This is a genomic window from Bacillus sp. EB V-12, assembly GCF_056158125.1.
Genome location: NZ_JBUXJL010000010.1, coordinates 133,866 through 159,208, shown reverse-complemented (window position 1 = coordinate 159,208; position 25,343 = coordinate 133,866). Strand labels below are relative to the sequence as shown.

General features: G+C 35.3%; 20 protein-coding genes and 1 pseudogene. 8 read left to right on the top strand and 13 right to left on the bottom strand.

What is annotated here, in order from left to right:
- Window positions 1–519 precede the first annotated feature (519 nt).
- The gene (locus tag ACZDYH_RS24675) at window positions 520–2,631 is read left to right on the top strand and encodes a TerD family protein (RefSeq protein WP_434712345.1); all 2,112 of its coding nucleotides are present in this window, start codon (window positions 520–522) and stop codon (window positions 2,629–2,631) included.
- Window positions 2,632–2,843: 212 nt separating this feature from the next.
- Here ACZDYH_RS24675 and cypD read toward each other — a convergent pair whose 3' ends face one another.
- Both cypD and ACZDYH_RS24665 read right to left on the bottom strand, forming a co-directional pair.
- Window positions 2,844–6,041: a bifunctional P-450/NADPH--P450 reductase gene (gene cypD / locus ACZDYH_RS24670; protein WP_434712347.1), complete on the bottom strand. Its 3,198-nt coding sequence runs from the start codon at window positions 6,039–6,041 to the stop codon at window positions 2,844–2,846.
- Between the two features lie 568 nt (window positions 6,042–6,609).
- Complete coding sequence (locus ACZDYH_RS24665) at window positions 6,610–8,088, bottom strand: DHA2 family efflux MFS transporter permease subunit (RefSeq protein ID WP_016122833.1); 1,479 nt, start codon at window positions 8,086–8,088, stop codon at window positions 6,610–6,612.
- A gap of 396 nt (window positions 8,089–8,484) precedes the next feature.
- Between ACZDYH_RS24665 and ACZDYH_RS24660 the strand changes: the two genes are divergently transcribed.
- On the top strand, window positions 8,485–9,081 hold the full coding sequence (locus tag ACZDYH_RS24660; RefSeq protein WP_023522462.1) for a hypothetical protein: 597 nt from the start codon (window positions 8,485–8,487) through the stop codon (window positions 9,079–9,081).
- 83 nt (window positions 9,082–9,164) lie between these two features.
- Here ACZDYH_RS24660 and cuyA read toward each other — a convergent pair whose 3' ends face one another.
- The 5 genes from cuyA to ACZDYH_RS24635 all read right to left on the bottom strand — a co-directional run bounded on the left by cuyA (window position 9,165) and on the right by ACZDYH_RS24635 (window position 14,593).
- Window positions 9,165–10,160: a D-cysteate sulfo-lyase gene (cuyA, locus tag ACZDYH_RS24655; protein WP_088362216.1), complete on the bottom strand. Its 996-nt coding sequence runs from the start codon at window positions 10,158–10,160 to the stop codon at window positions 9,165–9,167.
- Window positions 10,161–10,516: 356 nt separating this feature from the next.
- Window positions 10,517–11,749, bottom strand: coding sequence for a DUF4073 domain-containing protein (locus ACZDYH_RS24650; protein ID WP_434712350.1), 1,233 nt, complete (start codon window positions 11,747–11,749; stop codon window positions 10,517–10,519).
- Between the two features lie 326 nt (window positions 11,750–12,075).
- Window positions 12,076–13,035: an RtcB family protein gene (locus ACZDYH_RS24645; protein ID WP_042867097.1), complete on the bottom strand. Its 960-nt coding sequence runs from the start codon at window positions 13,033–13,035 to the stop codon at window positions 12,076–12,078.
- A 282-nt stretch (window positions 13,036–13,317) separates the two neighbouring features.
- Entirely contained in the window at window positions 13,318–13,536 is a 219-nt protein-coding gene (locus ACZDYH_RS24640) for an RtcB family protein (RefSeq protein ID WP_000916240.1), read from the bottom strand.
- 136 nt (window positions 13,537–13,672) lie between these two features.
- The gene (locus tag ACZDYH_RS24635; RefSeq protein ID WP_053089524.1) at window positions 13,673–14,593 is read right to left on the bottom strand and encodes a class I SAM-dependent methyltransferase; all 921 of its coding nucleotides are present in this window, start codon (window positions 14,591–14,593) and stop codon (window positions 13,673–13,675) included.
- Window positions 14,594–14,808: 215 nt separating this feature from the next.
- Here ACZDYH_RS24635 and ACZDYH_RS24630 point away from each other — a divergent pair.
- Window positions 14,809–15,399 (top strand): annotated as a pseudogene (locus ACZDYH_RS24630) (ATP-binding protein).
- Between the two features lie 140 nt (window positions 15,400–15,539).
- Window positions 15,540–16,652 carry an LPXTG cell wall anchor domain-containing protein gene (locus tag ACZDYH_RS24625; RefSeq protein ID WP_000851000.1) on the top strand — a complete coding sequence of 371 codons (1,113 nt, stop codon included), beginning with the start codon at window positions 15,540–15,542 and terminating at the stop codon, window positions 16,650–16,652.
- A gap of 64 nt (window positions 16,653–16,716) precedes the next feature.
- Here ACZDYH_RS24625 and ACZDYH_RS24620 read toward each other — a convergent pair whose 3' ends face one another.
- A complete protein-coding gene (locus tag ACZDYH_RS24620) occupies window positions 16,717–17,388 on the bottom strand; it encodes an ABC transporter ATP-binding protein (protein WP_320480714.1) in 672 nt (223 codons plus the stop codon).
- A complete protein-coding gene (locus ACZDYH_RS24615; protein ID WP_006922800.1) occupies window positions 17,388–18,452 on the bottom strand; it encodes an ABC transporter permease in 1,065 nt (354 codons plus the stop codon). The genes ACZDYH_RS24620 and ACZDYH_RS24615 overlap by 1 nt, the downstream gene beginning before the upstream one ends.
- Before the next feature lie 185 nt (window positions 18,453–18,637).
- Between ACZDYH_RS24615 and ACZDYH_RS24610 the strand changes: the two genes are divergently transcribed.
- Window positions 18,638–19,261 (top strand): ArsR/SmtB family transcription factor, encoded by a 624-nt coding sequence (locus ACZDYH_RS24610; RefSeq protein ID WP_049108442.1) that lies wholly within the window; start codon window positions 18,638–18,640, stop codon window positions 19,259–19,261.
- 69 nt (window positions 19,262–19,330) lie between these two features.
- Complete coding sequence (locus ACZDYH_RS24605) at window positions 19,331–20,590, top strand: MFS transporter (RefSeq protein WP_049108443.1); 1,260 nt, start codon at window positions 19,331–19,333, stop codon at window positions 20,588–20,590.
- A gap of 151 nt (window positions 20,591–20,741) precedes the next feature.
- Here the strand turns inward: ACZDYH_RS24605 and ACZDYH_RS24600 are convergent, their stop codons facing one another.
- The 4 genes from ACZDYH_RS24600 to ACZDYH_RS24585 all read right to left on the bottom strand — a co-directional run bounded on the left by ACZDYH_RS24600 (window position 20,742) and on the right by ACZDYH_RS24585 (window position 24,218).
- On the bottom strand, window positions 20,742–21,212 hold the full coding sequence (locus tag ACZDYH_RS24600) for a DinB family protein (RefSeq protein ID WP_000820996.1): 471 nt from the start codon (window positions 21,210–21,212) through the stop codon (window positions 20,742–20,744).
- 201 nt (window positions 21,213–21,413) lie between these two features.
- Window positions 21,414–22,790, bottom strand: coding sequence for a sensor histidine kinase (locus ACZDYH_RS24595; protein WP_103622165.1), 1,377 nt, complete (start codon window positions 22,788–22,790; stop codon window positions 21,414–21,416).
- Window position 22,791: 1 nt separating this feature from the next.
- Window positions 22,792–23,469: a response regulator transcription factor gene (locus tag ACZDYH_RS24590; RefSeq protein ID WP_000781961.1), complete on the bottom strand. Its 678-nt coding sequence runs from the start codon at window positions 23,467–23,469 to the stop codon at window positions 22,792–22,794.
- A gap of 80 nt (window positions 23,470–23,549) precedes the next feature.
- The gene (locus ACZDYH_RS24585; RefSeq protein ID WP_325863855.1) at window positions 23,550–24,218 is read right to left on the bottom strand and encodes a YczE/YyaS/YitT family protein; all 669 of its coding nucleotides are present in this window, start codon (window positions 24,216–24,218) and stop codon (window positions 23,550–23,552) included.
- A 114-nt stretch (window positions 24,219–24,332) separates the two neighbouring features.
- Here ACZDYH_RS24585 and ACZDYH_RS24580 point away from each other — a divergent pair, with 114 nt between their 5' ends.
- Together ACZDYH_RS24580 and paiA are read left to right on the top strand one after the other, a co-directional pair.
- Window positions 24,333–24,785: a MarR family winged helix-turn-helix transcriptional regulator gene (locus ACZDYH_RS24580; RefSeq protein ID WP_000658990.1), complete on the top strand. Its 453-nt coding sequence runs from the start codon at window positions 24,333–24,335 to the stop codon at window positions 24,783–24,785.
- A gap of 25 nt (window positions 24,786–24,810) precedes the next feature.
- Window positions 24,811–25,329 carry a spermidine/spermine N(1)-acetyltransferase gene (gene paiA, locus ACZDYH_RS24575; protein ID WP_434712356.1) on the top strand — a complete coding sequence of 173 codons (519 nt, stop codon included), beginning with the start codon at window positions 24,811–24,813 and terminating at the stop codon, window positions 25,327–25,329.
- Window positions 25,330–25,343: the final 14 nt, after the last annotated feature.

The following is a 25,343-nucleotide window of genomic DNA, read 5'->3' as shown; positions in this document are numbered from 1 at the left end:
GGCTACCCGTTAATGCGGGATAAACATGAAAATTCCCCTTTAAGAAAAATATAAAAAATCAGACAGTATACTTGAATTGCTCTTCGCATGAGAATATACTAATAGAGCAGGCTATGACGTTCCTTCCTTCTAACTTCTTTGGCGAAATAGGGATGTTACTTTCCTGCTAAACACATAGGCTATGACAATTCTTCCTTCTTTGTAGAAATTTCAAATTGTTTTAGAGTTGTCAATTTCCTATGAAAAATAATTAGACTATAAAACCTCTTTCTTCTTTGGGATTGAATAAACTTTAGTTTATCAACCATTGATGTAGAGGTTTTCTTTTCTTAATTAACAAATTACCACTTAACAACTAAATGTTATACCCCTAATTTTTCACTAAAAAATAGCTTTATACCCTCTGTGCATTTTTCTACAATTAGTGTGTTTATGCATGTAAAAATAAAAATCTACCACTGAAAGGAGGACAGTCGGACTATTCCCCTCTTTTATAAGGAGTGAATAATCGGCGTTCTCATGAAAAATTCTATTTACATAAGAAGAAGTTTGAAAGTAATTATAAAAAGAGAAGAAAATAAACTACCGAACATGTATTTAGCCACTGTTTTAAAAAACTTGGAAAGTTTAGGATTTACTTTTTCTGAGCCTTTAATAGAAGAGTTGCAAACACTTTCGGTTGATGCATTCACATCGTTTTACAAGGAGTTGGTAAAACATTTAAAAGAAATGGTTGGTGCACATATTCAGTTTACTCCTATGTATCCAAACTTTCCGCAACAAATGATGGATTTAAGTGACGCTGATTTATACACCAATGCCGTTATTCATTATGTGACGTTGCGCCTACCTGTATCAAAAGTAGAAGAACGACTTCCTCTTTTAGATAGCGTTGATTTGAAAGTTATTGACTTAGGAAGTGAAGAAGATTTCAATCAAATGATTTCTCAATTGATTCGTGCAAACAGCTCTATTTCCTCAACTGATAAGACAGATGTAGAATGGGCTATTACACACACTGAAGATGTTTCCTGTTTTCTACCTAATGTAATTCCTCATAAGGAAAATATGTCTTTTATAATTGGGGTTTTATTAATAAACAGAAAAATATCAGCCGATGCTGCTGCAAAGTATTTTAAAACAGCAACTGATGTTCTTCGCCTTGCAGTTGCTTTATCTCAAGGCGATGTGAGTTTAGCATCCTCCGTTCGATTCAAGAAGTTTAACCGAGCAGAAAGACGCTTCCTTTTAGGATTGTTAGAGCAATGCGGAAACATTACCGAAGATATGCTTCGATACAAAAAACGTTGGATTCGTTTAGGTGAAATTCTTCATCCAGCAGAATATCATACTCGTTTCCCAAAAACCCACCGAGCATTTGAGATTCTTCGCAACAACATTAAAGTTGAAACATTTAATGGAAAAATAGAAGCAGCTTTGTTGAATCGTGATATCATGACAGCGAAAAATCTTTTAAAAACTCGCCCGGGGGAATTTGCCAGACGCTTGGATCATTTAATCCGTTTATGTAGTAATAAGTCAACAGATGTTTTCAATATTCTCGAAGATTTTCTAAGTATAATCGGAAACGTTTCTACTCCTGTATTACTTCAACTCACGGCTCATTTTAAGCATCGAAATGATAAAAATGAATTTCGTACATTTTTTCCAAAGGGAAATGTAGCAAAAGCTATAGGTATTGAAAATACACTTCCATTTATCTCAGAGGATATTTGTTTAATGATTGTAAAAATGTGTGAAGATACTTTAAAAAATCGCTTCGCAGAACTTCCAAGTCTCGGAAAAGTATTTTTGGATGAACAGTTAAAAAATCACTTAGTTCCCTTCTCTCAACGTTCAGCCAGCAAAGCGCTTCGTACATTATCTCGAGGAAGTAAAGTAGATTTGCCAGAAGGAGATACGATTCGTTTTTTCCTATGGTGGAAAGAAGGCTATGTGAATGGACAACATACAGGACGTGTTGACATTGATTTGTCTGCTGCAATGTACGACGAAGATTGGCAATACAAAGAACATGTATCCTTCACGAACTTACGTTCAAAAAATTTCAAAGCCTACCATAGCGGAGATATTACTTCTGCACCAAAGGGGGCATCTGAATTCATTGATTTCGATATTCCGTCTGTGCTGAAATATGGTGGACGCTATGTAGTCATGACTTTGCTTTCTTACACAGACCAACCATATAAAGATTTACCAGAATGCTTTACTGGTTGGATGGTTCGTCAATATCCTGGTTCAGGTGAAATATTTGAACCTTCTACTGTTCAAGATAAAGTGGATATTACTGCCGACACCCAAATCTCTATTCCAGTTATTTTAGACTTAAAGGAACGAAAATTGATTTGGACAGATTTATCTCTTACAAGAGATCTAACTTATGATAATACCATCGAGGCTAATCAAAAAGGTATGATACTAGTTGGGAAGGCTTTAACTAATTTAGTTAAACCGAATTTATATGACTTGTTCCGATTACATATTGAAGCTAGAGGTGAACTCGTTCAAGACATCGAAGAAGCAGAAACTATTTTCTCTTTGGATAAAGGGATTACTCCTTTCGATATGGAAAAAATAATATCTGATTTTATAGCTGACTCAAAAGGCTAACTACATTACAGACATTGATAATGTATGGAAAATATCGATGTATAATGTCTATGTGAAACAGGACCTGATAGATGCATATCAGGTCCTGTTTTTTATTTAGTAGATACTTAAATAGTCTGGTTAATCACTATTCATCTAAATACACTATACTAATAAAGTGAAATTTATTCGAAAGAAGTTCATTAGTTAATATGTATCTAATTAAGAAACATTCATATACCAGCCCAAACATCTTTTCCATATCGCCCTTCATCTTGCACACGATTCAACCAATTTCTTGCTTCTTGTTCACTTACTTCATGAATTTCTTGATATGCTTGACAAAGGGTATCTTCTACATCCGGAGCCATTTTACTTCCATCACCACATATATAAAGATGAGCTCCATTATCTAATAACGAAATTAAATTGCTTCTATCTTGTTTTATTAAATGCTGTACATATGTTTTTGGATGTCCCTCTAGACGAGAAAAAGCTGTGTGTAAAGAGATTAATCCATCTCTTTCATCATTTTCTAGTTCTGTACGATAGAGATAATCTTTTTCAGGATGACGACAACCAAAATATAGATGTGCTTGTCCTAAGTTCATACCTTTTTGCTTTTGAACACGACGCGCTTGCAAGAATCCACGGAATGGTGCAATTCCAGTACCTGGCCCAACCATAATAATTGGTGTTTCTGGATCTTTAGGTAATTCAAAGTTTGATTGCGGCGTTCGAATGAAACAGATAATCTCATCTTTATTATGACGCTGAGCTAAGTAATTAGAAGCGACTCCTTCATATGTCCCTTCCCCACTCCATGCAGGCGCATTAACAACACCGACCGTAATGCTCAGACGATTGTGTGCAACGAGTGGAGAGCTTGAAATAGAATAGTAACGCGGTTTGAGCGCAGGAAGAAGTTCTAAAAAGCGTTCAAATCGGATTTCACAAGCCTCATACTTTTCAAGAAGGTCCAACATTGAAATCCGTTTCTTTAATATTTGTTCATGGTAAACTCCTTCTTCTAATAATGCTTCCAATTCTTTTTTATGAGGAGGACATGCTGTGAATGTTACCATTTCTCGTATTTGTGCTCGAGTGGCAGCTTCTTGAACTTCAACGCTATAACTAAGAAGGTCCAATAAACTAACAGGACTGTCTAAAGGTATGTGATTTATACTTCGTCCACTTGCACTCAGTATAACTTGATCCTTCCCATTTAACCCAAAACGTTTTAAAATTCGGTTGATATTTTTCTCGCTATTAACTGGCAACACTCCAAGGTGGTCTCCTTCTTTATATGTAGCGCCTTCTGGCAAAGATACCTCGATATGTCGTGTACTTCTATCACTGCTGGGTGATTGGAGTTCACGATTTTCTAGTATAGATGCATAAACTGCTTCATATGTTCGTGCAAGAGGAGATCCTCCAAGACGACTGACAAATTGTAGACTCAAAGTACTGCGCTCTTTTTCCATATTTTTGTTGAGTTCCAATCCAAATGCCTTCATCGCATCAGACCACATACTTTGTTTCCATTGCTCAAGCTGTTCCTCGAAATCACCACTTGCATCTGCTTCTCCGCGTTTAGAAAATCTTGTTGCTCCTTTTTGAGCCATCTGCTCATCAATGTATCTTGGAATCCGTTGATAGGTACTAGCCCAATTATGATCTCCACAACCAAAAACTGCGTATTGAACACCTTTTAGCTCATCTGGTTTTAGTTCCTCCAACCATTGCACAAACTGCCCTGCATTACTTGGCGGTTTTCCATTATAAGAAGAAGTCACAATAAGTACCGCTCCTTCTTTTGGCAAACTTCCAATTCGATCGTTAAGAGCTACCACTTCCGTTTGAACCCCTTCTAAACTAGCTGTATCTGCTAATTCTCTTGCAATACCTTCTGCTACACCTGTATCCGAGCCATACAGAACAAGAAGTGAAAGATTATCGGCCCCAATAATAGAAGGTGTCTTCTGGACGTTTTGCTTAATTTCATCGTTTTTCAGCTTGCCCTCTGTAGGTGCAAGAACAGTAGGATGACTAATAGTTTGTTTTCGGGGTAGAATCCTAATCTTAAAATCACCGGGCTTTAGCGTTAATGTTTGTTTTACGTCCAGCTGATAGTTTTGATAATCGATTAATTCAAAATGTTGAAGAAGCATTCCCATTACAAGAGTGGCTTCATGAAGTGCAAATTGCATACCGATACATGCTCTCTGGCCATTTCCAAATGGCTTATAAGCATGATGAGGAACCTTATCCAGCTCTTCAAATCGTTCAGGTTGGAATTCTTCCACATTGTCTCCCCATGCATCTTTATCCCTATGTAGCTGTGGAATAAGAACAGAAATACGATCTTCTCCTTTCTTAATTGGGTATTTCCCGCCAATCACTGTATCTTCTTTTGCATAGAGACTGAATGCTGGAGCGGTAGGCCATAGACGTAGCGATTCATTTAAAATCATCCGTATATACTTCAGTTTCATAACTTGTTCGTATGTTGGAGTAGGATCTGTCAAAACACGGTCTACTTCTTCATAGGCTTTTTTCAACTTATCCGGATTCTTTAATAAGAAGTAAATTGCAAAAGATAACAATCCACTTGTTGTCTCATGTCCAGCTATTAAAAAGGTAATAATTTGGAAACGAATATTTTCATCATCTAATTTTTCACCAGTTTCCGGATCCTTCACATTTAACATACGGGAAAGTAAATCATTTTCTTCCTGATCTCCACTACTTTTACGTTCAGCAATAATATTATCTACTAAAGAAAACATAGATTGAATATCATGCTGAAATTGACGTTTCGTTCTCCACATGAGTTTGTCTTCTATATCCAGCCTCTGTAATTGGTGCATCGCCTCATCTAGAGCACGGGTCATGCTAGTAATAAAAGGATGAGGTGTCTCACGATAAAAGCTATTGAAGCGGTAATTAAAACCACATAGACCAATTGTATCTAACGTAAGACGAGTCATATCCTCCGGAACATCCACGTTTTCATTCGGATTAAGCCGTGCCCATTTTTGAACGAGTTGTACAGCAATATCGACCATCATGGCATGGTAATCTTTCATTGCCCGTTGGCTAAATGTAGGCATCAAAATATTATGAGCTTTTTTCCAGTTAGGCTCGTGAGTCTCGCTAGTAAATAATCCGTCCCCAGCAAAGGCACGAACTTTTGCTAAAGCACCCTCTATACTTTTATCGAACCGTGTTTCGTCACAGACTTCTGCTACCAATTCATGTCCAGAAACGACAATGATGGTATCACTTAAAGTTTGAATTTGAAAAATGGGACCATACTCTTCCGCTATCTTGATAAAGGATAGGGTCGGTTTATCTTTATCGATTAATGGGAGATTACCCAGCGGTCCATATGTTTTCGGCTGAGGAATGGCAGATACTTTTTTTTCCATTAAAAACACCCTTTCAAAAAAGCATGAAATAAAGATATGTAATTGATTACCTTATTTTATCTTTTCCCTAACTATTCATGATTATGATATTACGTATAAGCTTGGCAATTAGATTTATAACTTGTAGAAAAATACTAAATTAAAATGAAGCGAATAAATATAGTTGGACCCTTTTAATGTTGGTGTTAAAAGATAATCTAAAATTATAATGTTTATGAGAAATTGCAAACGGATCTCATCTCTTGTATTTGTTTATAAAACAATCATTTTAATTCATTTTCTTCTAAAACACCCCAAAATAGAGAAGTTGACGAGCTTAAGATTGTAGTATTTGAAAAATCAGTGGTTTAGTTAAACCAATACAATAAGCAATATACCGTGTTACTAATGAAAGAGGACCTGATATGAACATCAGGTCCTCTTTCACTACATAATTATGTCACTGCTTCTTTCAGTTCTTTTCCAGCTTTAAATACCGGCGCCTTAGCAGTAAAAATTTGCATTTCTTTATAGTCTATCTAATCAGCAAACAACTTGTAGGAATCATTATCTAGCGTTTTATTCTTCTCTACCGATTTAACTTCTCGACGGCTTCCGCACTTGTATCTACACGTTTAACGAAAAAAACTAATAGTAGTGCAACAACATTCATGCCAAGCGCTACATAGAAGGAATACTGAATTCCAGATAATAAAGCCTTTTGAGTTACTATTGCCTTCGTAGTTTCTGTGAAGGTTGTTGGATCTATATCAGACATTAAACTTTCAACTTTTGTTTTTGTTACAGAATTCATAATCGTAACAAGAATAGCAGTACCAATCGAACCGGACACTTGTTGAGCTGTATTATTAACAGCTGTACCGTGCGGATTTAAGCGAGTTGGCAATTGATTAAGACCATTTGTCATAAGTGGCATCATCACCATCGCCATCCCAAACATCCGCAGTGTGTAAATAAGAATAATATGTGTGTGACTAGAGTCGAGTTGCAGGTTTGCTAGCATATAAGTTGAAACGGCTGTAATGGAAAGTCCTACTATACCAAGAATACGAGGACCATATTTATCAAATAGTTTACCTGTAATTGGTGACATAATCCCCATTATAACCGCACCTGGAAGCATCATCAGCCCAGAGCTCAGCGGCGAAATACCACGGACGTTTTGTACATAAGCTGGTGTTAAAATCATACCCGAAAACATGGCCACCGCGTTAACAATTGCAATTACAGACGCAAGTGCAAACATTGGGTACTTGTAAACACGTAAATCCAATAACGGCTCATCCATTTTTAATTGGCGGATAATAAAAGCAATTAGGGCAATAGCGCCTATGATTAAGGTTGTTAAGACAACTTTATTTGTCCAACCATCGGAGCTTGCAGAACTGAATCCATATAACAAACCGCCAAAACCGACAGAAGATAATAGTAATGAGAGATAATCAAGTTTTGCATTTTTGTTTTGTTTCATGACATTCTCAGATTTCCAAATCCCTAACAGTAAGCTAATGATTGCTAACGGTAAAATCATTTCAAAAAGCAAACGCCAGTCATAATACTCTACAATATAACCTGATAGTGTCGGTCCAATTGCTGGAGCTGTAATCATAACTAGTCCAAAAATCCCCATTGCTGTTCCCCTTTTTTCTCTCGGAAAGCTTACTAGCATAATATTCATTAACAAAGGTCCCATAACTGAAGAGCCTGCCGCTTGAACCATCCGACCAGTAAGTAATAAACCAAAATTCGGCGCTACAGCCGCTAAGGCAGTACCAAGAATAAAAATCAACATAGATGTAATAAATAGGCTTCTATTCGAGAAACGCGTTATTAAAAATGCTGATGCCGGAATTAATATACCACTTACAAGCATATACCCTGTAGAAAGCCACTGGATCGTTGAATAATCTTGAATGTCTAAATCTTTCATTATTGATGGCAAGGCTACATTTAAAAGCGAGTTATTTAGAAATGAAACAAATGCCCCAATAAAAAGAATTACAAGCATTAAATATGGTGGTTTTCTTTTATGTAATGTTTCACTCATATATTTAATTGCCCCTTCATTATAAATTTCATTGATTCGTTTAAATCGTTTACATATTTGCACAAGAAAACATTACCCTTGCAGTATTTTGCCAAACTCTTCGAATGGATATTCTCTTTTTAGCAATTCCACTTGCTCAACATACCATTTTAAAATCTTTTTGTTGATTAAACCTTTATAAAAACGTTTATTAACGGAATTTAAATTAGGCTGAAATATATAAAAGAAGCAACTGAAAATACCCTTCTAAAATAAAGTGAAACTTTAAATCAACAAGTCCACACACCCATTCCTTTAAATACAGGCTTGTAGATCTAGTTATGTAACCATCCATAAAAAGGAATATTACATAGGCTAAGTCTAACATTACATTTTTAAAGTGAGGAGAATAAGCGTATGCACCAATATTGGTATTTGAATTCAAAGGGAAACGGGGAACAATATACTAACCAAATTTCATTATATTCACAGCCCGAAATAACTAAATCTAAGGTAATGAATGATTTGAAGATTCCTGAGAATTGGAGTTATCGAGTCTATCCAGTTAGTTGGGATTCATCAGCCAATTATACGGGATTCAATCCCCAACCTCCTCCCTTCTCTTGGGGGCAGCAGCCAATCAATTATGCAGGGATAATACCACAAGGTCATCCTGCCAATTGGACTCCATTACCAGGCCATGCAGGTTTTAATTTTCAAAAACCTCCCTTCCCCTGGGCCCAACCATTCAATCATGCAGGGATGTTTGCACAAGGTCATCTTGCCGCTTTATTATCTCCGCCAGCCAAGCCTTTTCATATCAATACCAATAACTCGGGTGTTTTTGGAAACCCTCCAGGATGGGGTAGTCCGTGGGCCCCAATGGGATGGGGAAATAACGGAGGTAACGGTCAGCTAGGAATGCTTGGAAACTTATTTACAGCAGGAAAAAGCACCATGAGTGGAATAGGAATGATTAGTAGTCTAATCGGGATGGGGAAATTCTTCTTTTAGTTAATTAAAGTGATAGAATTGGTCCGCAGCTCAAATAGTCCAGTATATAACAAAAAGCATTGGATACCCAATGCTTTTTACACTTACGCAAATAGAGACGTATTCGCATATAAAGCTGGTGAACCACCTGAATGTACGAATAAAATATTGTCTTCCTTATTAAATTTACCTTTTCTAATTAAGTCGATTAATCCCGCTACTGCCTTACCTGTATACACTGGATCAAGTAAAATACCTTCTGTTTTCGCAAGTAACTGAACTGCCTCTACCATTTCCTGCGTTGGTAACGCATAGCCTGATCCTACATATTCATCAAAGCACGTAACAGCGTCGCGCGGGATAAAGTTTGGAATACCAACGTGTGCTGAAGTTTCATCTACAAGTTTTGCTACTTTCTCTTCTTGCTCAGCTTTTCCTCTACTTACGTTAATTCCAATTACAGGAATATGGCTTTGTGTTCCAGAAAAACCAGTAATTAAACCAGCATGCATACCGCCGCTACCACTTACACAAACAACTGAACTGAAATCAATTCCTTGCTCAAATGATTGCGCCATAATTTCTTGGGCACAAGCAACGTATCCCATTGCGCCCGTAGGGTTTGATCCACCAACTGGAATTACATATGGTGTACTACCTTTTTCACTTACTTCTTTTGCTACTTTATGCATTTCTTCCATCAGGTCTGCTCCGTTCGGTACAACAATGACATTCTCAGCACCTAATAAGTGATATAAGAAATAGTTTCCGTTAAAGTCTCTCTTCTCTTCTGGCTCAAGCCCTTCCTCTAATACAAGAATACATTTCATTTTTTCTTTTACCGCAGCTGCCAGTGTCAGACGGCAATGATTTGACTGAATACCACCAGCTGTAATTAACGTATCTGCACCCTTTTCCTGTGCATCTGCAACTAAAAATTCTAATTTTCTCGTCTTATTGCCACCGGCTGTTAAACCAAGTAAATCATCTCGTTTAAAATAAATAGTCGGACCACCAAGTGCTTCAGAAAAATTGTTTAACTTTTCAATTGGTGTATATGATTCTGTATATTTTTTTCTCGGGAATTTAGCTAAATTCATTGTAACGCTCCTTTTGTACTTCTTTCACAATATATGTAACGTTACTATTATTACACGTAAAAATGGTGAAGTCATCTTTCTCGGTTAAAAATGTATTAGAATTTCATTTTGATAAGTAAAACCGTATTAATGATTTTGACTTAATTACGGTACATGAAATTTATATCAACGATTTTTTAAATATATCGTTCATTACTTACAATATATCAACGATTTTTCAAATATATCGATCGTAACTTGCAGTATATCAACGATTTTCTTAATATATCGATCTATCGACAAAAAACGACAGACAGGCAACCCCTTTCTCATCAACAAAAAAAGAGCCCACACATTCAAATGCAGACTCCCTCCAATCACTTATTTACCGTAAAACGAAGTAACTGCGTTAATCCCGGCTCTAAATTCATTTCACCTTTATGGCGTACGTATACGACTTTATCTCCATCAAATTTCGGAGGATTTGCTTTACTATACGTATGCCACTCATTCGTTCCTTCTATAGTGTACTCCATATATTCAGTTGCACCGACAATTATATTTTTACTATCATCTGCCGTTACATTTGGTGCCATCTGCGCAATTTTTGAATCACTAATTAATAACTTCTTTATATCCTTATCACGTTTGTAATCGTAAGCTGTCACGATTACATCGTTACCATATGCTTTCACTTGTAACCCTTGTTTAAATGAATAGCCATCTGGAGCAGTTTTCTCTCCTCCATTTGGTCCTGCTGACATCCAGCCTGTTTCAATCCCGCCCGTATTTACAACAGTAAATCCTTTTTCATCTCCGCCTTTAATTTTCTTTTTACCAGCCCAGTCAGGTAAGTTTAAATCCCAATGCGTATGACTCGTGAAGAAAACGACCTGCGGATAGTCTTTTAATATATCGTACAATTTATCAACGTTTAAATAGTCTTGTAAATATGGTGATTGTCTTGATCCAGACACAGTATCGGGTAAAACGTGATGAGAGAAAATGAAAACTGGTTTATTTTTATCTTTTTGGCTGTACTCTTCTAAATTTTGTTTTAACCAACCTAGTTGCTCATCACTCATATATACTTCATCCCACATTTTTGAATCATGGTATTTCATATATTTTTCCGTCCCTAAAAATAGAAGCGGATAACCATCTAATTCTTTTTTATGATATACCTTTTCTTGTCCACTAAATTTCAGATAGCGGTTAAATAAAGTTTCCTCAGTTACACCATTTGGCCATGTACTTTGAGAGAGTTTCCCATCCGCTGTCCATTTACCAGCATAAAACTCATGATTCCCAACAGTAGACCATACATTTTCTGGATGCTTATTTTTATTTAACACACGCTTTACATCATCATATTGTGACTGTTGTCCAGTCGGCGTTATATCCCCATTCATAATAAGCGCTCTAGAAAGTGGCGTCACTTTGTTCATATCTTTTAGCACATGATCAAAATCCCCTAAATCCCCTTGAATATCACTAATAACATTAAAAGTTGTAGCTGATTTTCGGGCTTGCTCTTTCCCTTCCGCATGCACTGAAAACGTCGGTAATAATGCCGCCATAACTGCTAACGAAGCAACTGTCTTTTTCATACAAATTCTCCCCCTAATAATAGAATGTACAAACTGACATGTTCTGCTTTCTCTTAGGTGCTTGTCCAATTCACATTATAAAGAGGGATTGTAAAGATAGATGGAGTAAAAAGTTAAGTGTTTTTTAAGAGATTTTGTCGTTTTTTGCACTCCACAATTAGCGATTCACGCCAATCTAGCTTTCTAGTCTTTTACATTACATACATGTAAATGAATATGATGAATCTCTTAGTTTAATATGTTGTCTTTTTAATCTCCGTTATATAACCGCCACAAAATATGCTATCTTTTCAAGTTCTCTTTCTTTAATAAACATTACTCCTCTTTTAATTCGCCTTAAAATTGTAAAGTGGCTTAATAATATGTTTAATATCAATTGTTTCTTTTGTATTCTCAATAATTTCATCCATTGGTTTATATACCATTGGTGCTTCATCTAAAGTACTTTCTGCAACAGATGTCGTCCAAACCTCTGTCATTGTATTTTGAAAATCCTCTAAGTTAAGTACTTCTTTCGCCTTCTTACGGCTCATAATACGTCCTGCCCCATGCGGTCCAGAAAAGTTCCAATCTGGATTCCCTTTACCAAATGCAATGATAGAACCGTCTCTCATATTAATTGGAATGATTACTCGTTCATCTTTCTGAGCTGAAATAGCACCTTTTCGTAGAATCATATTTTCCATATCGATGTAGTTATGAATTGTAGTGAATTGATCGGTTACATTCCAATCCATTTTAGTGACGATTTCATCAATCATTGCTTTACGATTTAACTCCGCATATTTTTGAGCAATTTTCATATCATTCATGTAATCTTTAAATCCTTGTCCTTCTAAATAAGCTAATTCTTTGCGAATCACCGGTTTCTTAATTTCACGTAAAGCTTCATGTATTTCTTGTTGTCTACCTTCTTTCGTTAAACGCTCAATCATTTCTTCTTTAATAGATTTAACGTTTATAAGTTGCTCGTAAGCAAAGTTTTGATAATACTCTGCTACTTGTTTCCCTAAATTACGCGAACCACTATGAATGACAATGTATACATTTCCTTTATCATCCTCATTCAGTTCGAAAAAATGATTGCCCCCGCCAAGTGTACCAATACTTTTTTGAGCACGTTGCAATGTAAACGGGGCTCTTACACTATCAAAATCAATCATTTTTGAAAATCGATGTTCCTTATCTCGAATACGAAAACCACTTGGGACAAATTTACGTATCGTTTCGTCTAAGTGATCGAAGTTGATTTCCTCTTTTTTCTTATTAATCATAACAACTTCCATGCCACAACCAATATCGTACTTACCTCTCAGTTTCCTGAAAGAGTGGACTATACCTTCTCTACAGTCATCGAGATATGCAGTCTCTACTGTAGGCTCACCGTATTAATTATTCCTCTTCAATTCAAAATAGATGAGGAATAATTCTGTACCTTAGTCTGCTAACATGGTACAAGTCTCTGAACCATTCGATTATGTCACCATAACCACTGGCTGCTGATTGCCCTCGCCTTTTATCGTTAGGGTTCCCAGTCAATTGAGTGAGTAGTTTAAAGTCTGAGCCGATTAGTTAACCCCGACTAAATTAGGAACAATCTTATCTTGAATTGTCATTGTTGTCCCAATCGTGCAACCTGCACCCGCATGTGTATCTGGCATAATACGAATCTTGCTATCCTTTACGAATTCTTGGTTACAAAGATCAATAATTTGACCTGCTGCAGTTTTTTCTACATTCGTAGTAAACACTTTTGCTTCATTGTATTTCCCTTGTAATTTCAACATCTTCTATTTCCCCTTTCCTTTAGTTTCTACAAAACATTAATTTATATATATTTATAATTATATTTTCCACCACTACAGCTCATTTCCTTTTTTATAAAAAAAGACACAGAGATTCCTCCCCATGCCTACTAATTTCCTACCTTTTCACCGCATGCACATAATGCACTGTCTCAAAAGCTTTCAAATAATCGTTTCGTCCTTCAAAATATAATTTATTTATGTCTTCTGGCGATAAATGTTCATAAATGAGTAAGCCCGCCTTCTCTAACAGTGCTTCCATTTCGGCATAAGAAAAACATGATTTCATCGGTTCTCCGCCTACCGCAGCCATTTTTACCATATTTTCAACTCGATTGGACAGTCCCTTTTCTGTAAACAAGTTTTCATCGGGATAATCAAAAACGATAGAACTACCTGCCGGAACCATCTCGAATAAACATTCTAATAAACTAGCAAGTTCCTCTTTCGTTAAATAGTACGTAACACCTAAAAGGCTAAAGAAAGTCTTTTTATGTTCAAATCCTTCATTGCTTAACTGTTCATAGGAAAATCCTTTCGTAAAATCCATTGAAACAAAATGAAGGTTTTTTGGAACTTCAAGTTCTGTTTCTTTTATTCTTTCCTTCTTAAACACCTGCGTAGAAGGATGATCCACTTCAAATATTTCTATTTTATTTTCCAATTCTCGGTGTCTAAAACTGAACGTATCTAAGCCTGCACCGAGTATGACGTATTGTTTCGCTCCTAATGTAATTTCATGTAGTAATACTCTTTCACAATATGCCGCACGTGCTAAAGGTGTTGGTGATAACTGAACTTGCGTAATCCATTTTAATATTTCTTTTGGATTGTCTTGAAACTGCTGTGCAATGTCTGTATTGAAGAAATGTATTCCTTGAACCATATTCGTTTCAATATTAATTCGTCCTTTTGGCGAAATGAACTCTTTAGCTACATAATCATCAAAGATTTTCGGATTATCAAATTCACTATGATATGCCCTGCTGAAAGCTGATACTAACGACGTTACACTTGCTTCACCTTGTTTCACGCACATACACTCTCCTTCATTTTCACAACAAAAATAGGGTTCCCCTGGCCAGGAGAACCCTATTATACACCTTATTTTTATATTGGTAAATTATAGCATAAATAAGTTTTTTTGTCAAGTTTTCAGCCTACTAACGCTCCAACAATTTGTGTAATCTCTAGCAGGAAGATTTCGATCTACACTGAATATTCCAGTTCATAACAATACAAATGGAGGGCGTCATGAAAAGATTAGTCATCATTACAGTTTGAAAAACACACAGTGGAAAAACTACATTTGCAAGAGCATTAGAAAAAGAGTTACCCCACTCTTTCGTTATGGATCAAGATAATCAAGCTGAATTTATTAACACGCATTATGAAAAATTACAGCCGGCTGAAGGTGCTAATACATTTAAGCACGGTCTTTCAAAATTCATTGTTGATTATGCGAAAGAACATACAAATTTACACCTTATTATTTGTAATTCCAATCGCAGTAAAAACGGAAGATTCTATTTACTAAACGAATTATTTCCACAGAATGAATATGTACGCATATTAGTTCATTTTGACATTCCAGATGATGTACTTTACGAAAGAGTGGCTCGAAGCACGCGAAGTACGAATATTTTTAGAGGTGGATATTCTAGTTTCAAAGAAGTACTTGATCGACAACAAACTGAATCACTTCACGATAATGTGGTAGATCCTGTAGAAAACGAGGCTGATTATTTGTTTGTTATTCGCAATAATAAAGATGTAAGCTTTACTATAGAAGAAATTGTTCATCTAGCTAAAGGTTTATCCCCTACCCCAAATAAGAGATTATAAAAATTACATAATCATAGATTATTATGCAAATCCTTCCTCTAAGCGCCTAACATAGTATATAATAATAAGATAATCTACTTCTATATGCTCATTTTTACACAAAACAGTTCATGCATATGAAAGAAAAGAGGTACAAAAATATGAAAACAAAACAAACAATCGCTGCGTCTACACTAGCTTTAGCAATGATTGCTGGCGCGAACCCTGCTCATGCGGAAGTAAATGATGCTACTCCTCAGCAAAGTACGGGAGATCGATTAGCTGAAATTAAGCAACATAAACAAGAGTTAGATGCGAAATTGCAGCAACACAAAGAAAACGTGGATCAAACATTGAATGAACTTAACAAGGTTAAGGAAAATGTTGATACGAAGGTGAATGAACTACATGAACGTAAACAAGTTGCTGATGAAAAAATTAACGAGATTAAACAACATAAACAAGAGTTAGATGCAAAACTTCAGCAAGACAAACAAATCGCCGAAGATAAAATCGCTGAAATTAAAGAGCATAAAAAACAAGTAGAAGATAAAGTTGCTGAAGTAAAAGAGCATAAGCAAAATATCGATAACAAAGTGAATGAGATTAAAGAACATAAACAAACTGTCGATGAAAAAGTGAATGAAATGAAGCAACATAAAGAGAACATTGATCAAAAGGTTAATGAACTTAAGGAAGTTAAAAAACAAGTAGATGAAAAATTAGCTGAGTTAAAAAAAGCGAAACAAACTGCTGAGGACAAACTCGCTGAACTAAAAGAAAACAAGCCGAATACTGGTAATACGTTAGAGGAACTTAAGAAAATTAAAGGCAATTTAGACAGTCTTTCCGCTAACTTAGAACTAGCTAAACAAGATGTAAAAAACAAACTAGCTGAATTACAAAAGGCTAGAGAAGATTTACTAAATAAAATTAACGAAATTAAACAATCGAAACAAACTGTTTCAGACGATTTAACAAAGAAAAAACAAGACTTAGATATTAAAATTAACGACTTTAAGCATACTGAGAAAAAAATTGACGACAAATTAGCTGAGTTACATACAACGAAGCAAAATGTTGATAACAAGATTAATGAAGTGTCACAGTCTAAACAAACGCAAGCAGATAATAGTACTAAAAACAATAACGCTAAAGAACTTCCTAACGCTGGTAGCGAGCAATCAAACAATATGGCTCTAGGAATGCTATCTGTATTAGGCGGGATTTTATTAATAACACGCAATAAAATTAAAACGTTATTCTCAAAATAAAGCCATTATACTTATTAAAAACAATGATACAAAGGCCAACCGCATATACGGTTGGCCTTTTTCTTTATATTAACTGTCCATCTCGAAGCGTCAATATACGATCACATACATCAAGCATTCTTTCATCATGTGTAATCATAATTGCTGCTTTTTGGCTCTCTTTCACTTCATGTTTCATCATTTCAACAACTTCACGTGCGCGTTTTGAGTCTAAGCTTGCCGTTGGCTCATCCGCTAATATTAAATCTGGGTTGTTCATGAACGCACGAGCAATTGCTACCCTTTGTTTTTCCCCACCAGATAGTTGATTTGGATAATGATTTTTTCTTTCTCCTAATCCAAATGCCGCTAATAAATGATCCGCACGCTTTTCTGATTCTTGTTTACTTTCTTTTTTTAACTTAGCAATGTAAAGTAATTGTTCTTTCACATTTAAATATGGAACAAGATTTGCGAACTGGAAAATGAAGCCGATTTTTTTCAAACGAATGTCTGTCATTTCCTTTTCTGATAGCTTCGTAATATTTTGCTCACGAATGTAAATATCCCCTTTTGACGGTGATAATAGTGCACCCGCGATTGATAATAATGTACTTTTCCCTGATCCAGAAGGACCGACGATTCCGATAAACTCTCCAGCTTTCACATCAAGCGACATCGGATGAAGGGCTGTTACTTCCGTATTCCCTTCTCCGTACACTTTACTTACTTTGTCTAATTTCAATAATGAAGTCATTACATCCCGCCTCCAATTGCTTCTAATGCATCAACTTTTAATACTTGGTATAACGAAATAAGTGTTCCTAAAATACTAATTACGATAAAGATTGCTGCGTATTGTGCAATCATCGGTGTTGTTAGTAAGAATGGCATACCTGCTGGTAAAATTTGTTCTAACCCTTGTACAAGAACAATACTAATTACCATCGCAACGACTGATAAGAATAACGCCTGTACGACTAAACTATTTGCTAAATACGAGTTCTTCGTACCAATTGCTTTTAATACGCCTAATTGCTGTGTTTTTTGCAGTGTAATAACGTAGAAGAATACACCGATTAATAACGCTGCGATAACAAGTAAGAATGCAATGATCATCGTTAATGTTCCTTGCTCTTCTTTAAATCCTGGAATACTTTGCAGTACTTCTTTTTTGTCGATAACATGTGCATTTTTAATTTCTTTATCTGTATTCAGCGCAATTGCACTATAATCTTTTTGGTTTGGTTGTGAAATAGATCCCCATACATCTTCATTTACATATACAACTGGTGTATGGCTAAACATTTGATCTTTCGTAAATCCAACGATTGTAAATTCTTTCTTTGAAACAGGATCAATAATTGTATCTCCAATATCGATTCCTTTTTCTTTAATGGATTCATCAGCAACCATTTCATTATTTGCTGTACCTAATTTCTCACCTTTTACAATGTTCGGTTCTAAAAATGAATCTCGTTCGCTTGAGAAAATAGCGATATCAACCTTTTTCGAACTATCTTTCTTTTCATATGTTGAAACTTTCACACGAAACGGAACTGCCTCTTTGTCACCTACTTGATTTACTACGTTATCTACATCGTCTTTCTTAATTTGTGAACGAAGTAATTTATTTTCCGCATCATCTGCTAAAACGAACTTATTTGCCTCCATATTTTGAATCGATGAAGCATTATCATATGATAATCCATTTGCTAATCCTGAAATAACAAGGACTAAAAATGATAATAACACCATAATCAATCCGATTAATCCGTATCGTAATTTTGATTGTTTTAATTCACGCAGAGCTAAAAACATTTCGCTCGCTCCTTCCTCTTTCTTTCTATGCACTTATCATAAAAAAGAAATATGAACGGAATATGAACAGAAGATTACAGAGGGTAAGATTTAATTTTCAGAAAGTATTGAAAATATTTGAAATCCTTGATACAATTCAGTCAAATAATCTTGACCGAGTAATTTCATTTAAGGAGTTGATCATTTTGAAGCCCGTATTAACACTAACTACTTATAGCCAACTAAAAGCATTAAGCGATCCACTACGTGCCGAAATGATGATACGTCTATGCGAACGTCCTTATACTGGACAATTACTATCTGAGAAATTCGGCATTTCAAGGGCGAAAATTCATTATCATTTAAAAGAATTAGAAAAGAATGGTCTTATAGAGATCGTTTATACAGAAGAAAAGAATGGGATTATTCAAAAGTTTTATCAATCTGTCGCGAAAGGCTTCACCCCTGCTACAGATCTATTACCTCATTTAGAAATATTAAGTAAATCAGGTCGCCAAATCTTTTTACAAATGATAGAAAGAACGAAAAGCCAAATTCTCGCTGCACCAGAAGAAGCTTTTACATTACGAAATGCAAGTGAAGATCCAGCTAAGTGGAATTACGTTTCATCCTGCTGGGAATTTGATGCTACGCCAGAACAATTTCAATTGTGGGTAAAAAAGTTTTATGAATTAATGGCTGAATTAAACGAAATCACAAAAGGTGCAGATAAAGATCCGAATAGTAAACCTTATTATATTTCTACTACTGCACTTCAAATCGCTGAGAGAACAATGCAGCAATTTATTAAAAAAGAAGAAAAATCGTAATACGATTTTTTTTACATAAACGGTCAAATTTATTTTACCGAATAAATTTATTATAAAGGAGTAGATAAAGTGGACATATTAAAAAACCGGAATTTCCTCTTATTATTTTTAGGAAGAATTTTCACCAACATAGGAGATAGCTTATATTACGTAGCAGCAATGTGGCTCGTATATAAGCTCAGTGGTAATCCTTTTTATTCTGGATTAGCAGGTTTTCTTACTTTATTACCTTCTGCACTTCAATTTCTTACCGGCCCATTCGTTGATAGGTGGCAAATTAAAAACACCCTCGTCATTACACAAGTTCTGCAATGCATTCTTATTTTAATCATTCCTATTACACACTACTTCGACCTACTAACAGTCCACCTACTACTCATCATCATGCCTATCGTAGCCTTTATTGAACAATTCGCCTATCCCGCACAATCAAAAGCTTTACCACTTCTACTGCATAAAACACAATTATTAAAAGGAAATTCACTCTTCTCATTTGCATATCAAGGCATTGATTTAATTTGTACGACTCTTTCTGGAATATTAGTAGCACTATTTGGCGCGATCACTTTATATGTAATTGACTCTTTCACATTCGCGATTACTGCCCTTTTGTTCTTTTCATTGAAAATACCAAAGCAAACCGAAACGGGCACATCACTTTCAACTAAACAATATTTCTCTGATTTAAAAGAAGGTTTTTCAATTGTCTTCCGTTCCTTAATGGGCGTATTCTTAATCGGTTCCGTTGTCGCTAATTTTTCAATCGGTATGACGATGGCAATACTCCCTTCTTTCGCTGATTCTTTAGGCGGTGTAAAATTATATGGTTTCTTTTTAGCCGCTATATCCGCCGGTTGTTTAATTGGAGCACTATTCAGTTCATGGGTTGGTAAACATAATGTTGGCCGTGTCTCCATTATTAGCTTTGCGACTGGCGCTTTCTTTTGGTTTCTCTCTACAGTTGTACCGTTTCAATGGTTATCCATTTTTTTATTCGGCTTAGCTTGGATACCAATTGGTGCGACCAACATATTATTTGCGACTATTGGTCAAATTGTAATTCCAAACCAATATCTTGGGCGTATCAATTCAGTCACACGAAGCATGGGCACAATTGCTATGCCACTCGGCTCTTTAATTGGGGGATACACTGCGAATGTATATAGTAGCCAACTCATTTTCGCGCTTGCTAGCATCGGGATTTTATTCATTTCCCTCGTATGGCTACTTCATCCGAAATTACGGGCTTTTCCAAAAGCTGATGAAATTACAGCGGATACTTTTGAGCTTCGGTTTAAAGAAGAGTGCGGGAAAGGTGCGGCTTTATAACAGAACAAACATAACCCCGTTCTAAATTGGGGACGGGGTTAAAAATATAATTATTTCATTTTGGATGTAAAATACTTCACTAAAAATATAACAATGAAGTCGTTTGAATATCTAAAATTTATTCAACAATAGCACCAACTAAAAGGTTCCGTTAACGCTTTGATGGCCATGCCCCCTGCATTTTCCTTAATTGAATAATTTGGCCTGTATGATAAGCATCATGAAGCATGATGTCCAGTAATTTACCTTCAAGTGAATTTTGTTCAAGCTCTCTTTCAGAAATTGCACTTAATACCTGTCTTAAATTACGCTGAGCATTTTCAGAGCGTTCAACGACTTCCTTCCATTCCGTATCATTATTAGATTGCTTAGTAAGATAAAAGGTGTCATTACCGTCAAGATTATGTGTCCATTCACGTCCTTCCAAGTTTGCAGCAAGTCTTTCTTTGTAATAAGTGAGATGATTAACATTCTCCCAAATGGTATTCGTTGTCTCTCCAGCTGGTTTCCACATAGCCTGTTCAGCTGTAAGTCCTTCTATAGCATGTTTAAACGGTGCATACCAACTCTCTTTGTCGAATGTTGAATCTAGTTTATTTAATAACAAGTCAATTCGTTTCAAAGTAATTTCCTCCCTACACAGTTCAAGTTTTAATACACTCCCTCTAACTCTGTAGAGATTCTACATTTTTAAATAAACTTCCTCCTAACCCCACTCCATAAACTCATCCGATTATGCAATTAAAATGACTCATATTTTTTCATTTTACACGTATACTAGCGACAAAAAAAGAAGAGGCTGTTCCCAAACAGCCTCTTCTATCTATTTAGGAAGCTCCACCCGAACAGTGGTACCTTCCCCCTTCGTACTATATACCGAAACGTTTCCGTTATGCAGTTCAACAATCTTCTGCACGATTGATAATCCTAAACCGCTACCTTCTACGTTTCTTGCCCTTGCTGTATCTACTTTGTAAAAACGATCAAAAATACGTTCCATCTCTTCTTTTTCCATTCCGATTCCGTTATCGGATATAGAGATAATGACACTAGACTCTAACTCTTCCACGAAAAACTCAATCGTCCCAGCATCGTTTGAAAACTTAATACTATTCGTAAAAATATTACTCCACACTTGATGAAGCAAGTTTTCATCACCTTTAATTGTAATGTCCGGCACATCAAACTCAACAGCGATATCTTTCTCACGCCATTTCCATTCGAGCATAAAAATGACGTCTTTAATTTGCTTCTGCAAATTGAATTCTTTTATTTGTAAAACTTTCTCTTCTTTATCTAATGAAGCGAGCGTCAGTAACTGTTTACATAAACTAGACATTCGCTTACTTTCCCCCTCAATAATTTGTAAGTAATGGTTTCTTTCTTCCTCACTCATCTTTTCTGTTTGCAACGTTTTTGAAAAACCTTGTATGGAAGAAAGCGGCGACTGGAATTCATGTGAAACGTTCGAAACAAATTCTTGTCTCATTTCATCTAGTTCTTTAATACTCTTCGTCATCTTTTGGAAGCTTGTAGATAACGTTCCTATTTCATCTTTTCGTTTTACATCTAATTCAATTTCATATTCCCCACTCGCAATTTTTTGCGTAGCCTTCGTAAATTTACGGATTGGGCGAACGATATAACCTGCTGCAATCGCTATAAAGATAATACTTAATAGTACGATAAACCCAAGTAATACCGCTAAGAAAATTCGCATCTCGCCAAATTGGTTCTGAATGTCAGGACGAATAAATAACGCGTACTGTTTATCACCGTGCTTTACCGGTACACCAACACTATTTATTAATTCATTATCGAAAAATCCTGTAATAAAAAGACGCGTTGGATACGTAGAAACACCATTAAACGTTTCTCCTTGCAATACTTTATGAACAGTAGCATCGCTAATAGACGTCTTACGAAACGCATTACCAATACGCTTCCCATTCTTTTGATCATCGACAATATAAATTTCATACCCTAACTTTGCAATAGAATGCAAATACGTCTCTTGATTTTCTTCACTTTGCTTTTCATATAACGATTTAACTTCTTCCGCATACTTTAAAATCTTCTCACTGTTATACGGTTTTAACTTCACTTGATAATATACGTTCGTTAATAAAAAGCCGATAATACTACTAAGTAGCATAATACCGACCGTCATAAATACAAATCTAGAATATAGTGATTTCATTTTATTTCAGCTCCAACTTATATCCGAGTCCGCGTACTGTCGTAATTTGAAAATCATCCGTTCGTTTTGAGAAACGATCTCGGAGCCTTTTCACATGAACATCAACTGTTCGTTCATCCCCTTCAAAATCCATTCCCCATACTAGTTCAATTAACTCTTCTCTTGAAAATGTTCTTCCAGGATAACTAGCAAGTTGTGATAATAGCTCAAATTCCTTTAAAGGAAGCAAAATTGTTTGACCGTTACACTTTACTTCCACACCTTTTCGATCAATTGTCGTTCCGTGCAACGTAATAATATCTGCACTCAGCATTTGATAACGACGTAATAAAGCTTTCATACGGAAAATGACTTCAGCTGGCTCAAATGGTTTTACGATATAATCGTCTGTACCAGAAATGAATCCTTTTTCTTTATCCACTAACTGGTCTTTCGCAGTTAATAAAATAACAGGAATATCATGATACTTCCGAATTTCTTCACATAACGTATAACCATCAACAAACGGCATCATAATGTCTACAATCGCAAGATGAATGTTTTCCTTCTCTAATACGTCTTGTGCTACCTTTCCATCTTCCGCCTCAAAAACTTTAAACCCCTCTTTTTGTAAATGATAATGCAATAACTCTCTAATATGTTTATCGTCATCAGCTAATAAAATATGTATCATCTTCATTAAACCCTCTCTCGTTCATCCTTCTACATCACTACATTAAGAAACAATTGGATTTTTTGCAAGAAAAAGAAAAGGATTCCTTAGAAGATACTCTTGTTATCATTGTGGTTAGCTGCTTTATTACTCTTATAACTTGGTGATGTTGTACTCTGGTGTACGAATAAGTGATCTATTACTTTTTTAGTAAGTGGCATAAAGAAATTCAGTAATAGCCCACCTAAACAAACAGTTAATATAGTCCCAACACCAATTGGTCCATGTAAAATCGTTGCCATTATTAAGAATATAAGGTAAATACATGTTCGTGATATAAAGATATTCGTTCTAGTTAATTCTTGTATGATTAAAGTTAATCGATCAATTGGAATGGGAGCAAAATTTGTTTGTAAATATATCGCAGTTCCTAATCCTGTAATAACTAATCCGATTCCAAAATAAATCATTTTACTGTACCATATTTCAGGTGTAATTAAATTGCGTAATAAAAATAGCCACACATCAATACCAATACCCGTTATGAATGCTGTTAACAACCCTAGTATCTCTGGTCTATGTCTTTTTAAAATTGAGTTACAACATATTAATAATAAAGCTATTATTATTTCCCAGCTTCCCACAGTAAGTCCCACATTTAAAGAAAGTCCTACTAAAAGCGCATCAAAAGGTGACGTTCCAAGATCTGATTGTATTGTGAAAGAAATACCAAGGGTTAATATTAAAATTCCTAATACATAAAAAACATACTTCATTTTAATCAACCTCTTCATCGTTATTTTTGTTGCATTTACAATAAAAATATTTTATATTAAATGTAACTTCAAATTGTTGCATTTGCAATAAAAATAAAAGATAAGGAGTTCATTATGAAAGAAATTCTTCGTGAAATTGGCATGATTGCAAGGGCATTAGATTCTATTAGTAATATAGAATTTAAAGAATATGAGCTTACAAAAGGTCAGTATTTGTACCTTGTGCGAATATGTGAAAACCCAGGAATCATTCAAGAAAAGCTATCTGAGATGATAAAAGTAGATCGTACAACCGCAGCCCGTGCTATCAAAAAGCTTGAACTCAATGGATTTATCGAAAAGAAAGAAGATGAATCTAACAAGAAAATCAAAAAACTTTTCCCAACAGAAAAAGGGAAAAACGTCTATCCTTTTATTAAAAGAGAAAACGATTATTCAAATACTGTTGCATTAGAGGGATTTTCGGAAACAGAAGCGGAAACTATTTCTAACCTTCTTCAAAGAGTAAGAAAAAATATAGAAAAAGATTGGGAATTTGTAAAAAAGGGAAATAAGAGAGATTATTGATTATATAAAGGAGCGAACTATTAATATGACTACACATATAGAAAAGTGCACCCTTAAAGATATACACAAACTTCAAGAAATTAGTTATGAAACATTTAATGAAACTTTTAAACATCAAAATTCACCCGAAAATATGCATCATTATTTGGAAAAGGCATTTAACTTAAAGCAATTAGAAAAAGAATTATCCACTAACTCTTCTCAATTCTTTTTTGTCTACTTCAACGATGAAATTGCTGGGTATCTGAAGATCAATACTGATGATGCTCAGTCTGAAGAAATGGGCGATGAATCACTTGAAGTCGAGAGAATTTATATAAAGAGCTCCTTTCAAAAACATGGTCTTGGTAAACACCTACTAAATAATGCTATTGAAATTGCAATAGCAAATAATAAAAAGAATATTTGGCTAGGCGTATGGAAAAAAAATGAAAATGCTATTGCTTTTTATAAAAAATTGGGTTTTGTACAAGCTGGCTCTCACTCCTTTTATATGGGCGATGACGAACAAGTTGACCTTATCATGATCAAAACACTCATATAACTTTTTTGAGAGGT

Bases quoted from the DNA above. Each gene is read 5' to 3' on its own strand.
- ACZDYH_RS24675 (WP_434712345.1), top strand. From the start codon at position 520: ATGAAAAATTCTATTTACATAAGAAGAAGTTTGAAAGTAATTATAAAA.
- cypD (WP_434712347.1), bottom strand. From the start codon at position 6,041: ATGGAAAAAAAAGTATCTGCCATTCCTCAGCCGAAAACATATGGACCG.
- ACZDYH_RS24665 (WP_016122833.1), bottom strand. From the start codon at position 8,088: ATGAGTGAAACATTACATAAAAGAAAACCACCATATTTAATGCTTGTA.
- ACZDYH_RS24660 (WP_023522462.1), top strand. From the start codon at position 8,485: ATGCACCAATATTGGTATTTGAATTCAAAGGGAAACGGGGAACAATAT.
- cuyA (WP_088362216.1), bottom strand. From the start codon at position 10,160: ATGAATTTAGCTAAATTCCCGAGAAAAAAATATACAGAATCATATACA.
- ACZDYH_RS24650 (WP_434712350.1), bottom strand. From the start codon at position 11,749: ATGAAAAAGACAGTTGCTTCGTTAGCAGTTATGGCGGCATTATTACCG.
- ACZDYH_RS24645 (WP_042867097.1), bottom strand. From the start codon at position 13,035: ATGGAAGTTGTTATGATTAATAAGAAAAAAGAGGAAATCAACTTCGAT.
- ACZDYH_RS24640 (WP_000916240.1), bottom strand. From the start codon at position 13,536: ATGTTGAAATTACAAGGGAAATACAATGAAGCAAAAGTGTTTACTACG.
- ACZDYH_RS24635 (WP_053089524.1), bottom strand. From the start codon at position 14,593: ATGTGCGTGAAACAAGGTGAAGCAAGTGTAACGTCGTTAGTATCAGCT.
- ACZDYH_RS24625 (WP_000851000.1), top strand. From the start codon at position 15,540: ATGAAAACAAAACAAACAATCGCTGCGTCTACACTAGCTTTAGCAATG.
- ACZDYH_RS24620 (WP_320480714.1), bottom strand. From the start codon at position 17,388: ATGACTTCATTATTGAAATTAGACAAAGTAAGTAAAGTGTACGGAGAA.
- ACZDYH_RS24615 (WP_006922800.1), bottom strand. From the start codon at position 18,452: ATGTTTTTAGCTCTGCGTGAATTAAAACAATCAAAATTACGATACGGA.
- ACZDYH_RS24595 (WP_103622165.1), bottom strand. From the start codon at position 22,790: ATGAAATCACTATATTCTAGATTTGTATTTATGACGGTCGGTATTATG.
- ACZDYH_RS24590 (WP_000781961.1), bottom strand. From the start codon at position 23,469: ATGAAGATGATACATATTTTATTAGCTGATGACGATAAACATATTAGA.
- ACZDYH_RS24585 (WP_325863855.1), bottom strand. From the start codon at position 24,218: ATGAAGTATGTTTTTTATGTATTAGGAATTTTAATATTAACCCTTGGT.
- ACZDYH_RS24580 (WP_000658990.1), top strand. From the start codon at position 24,333: ATGAAAGAAATTCTTCGTGAAATTGGCATGATTGCAAGGGCATTAGAT.
- paiA (WP_434712356.1), top strand. From the start codon at position 24,811: ATGACTACACATATAGAAAAGTGCACCCTTAAAGATATACACAAACTT.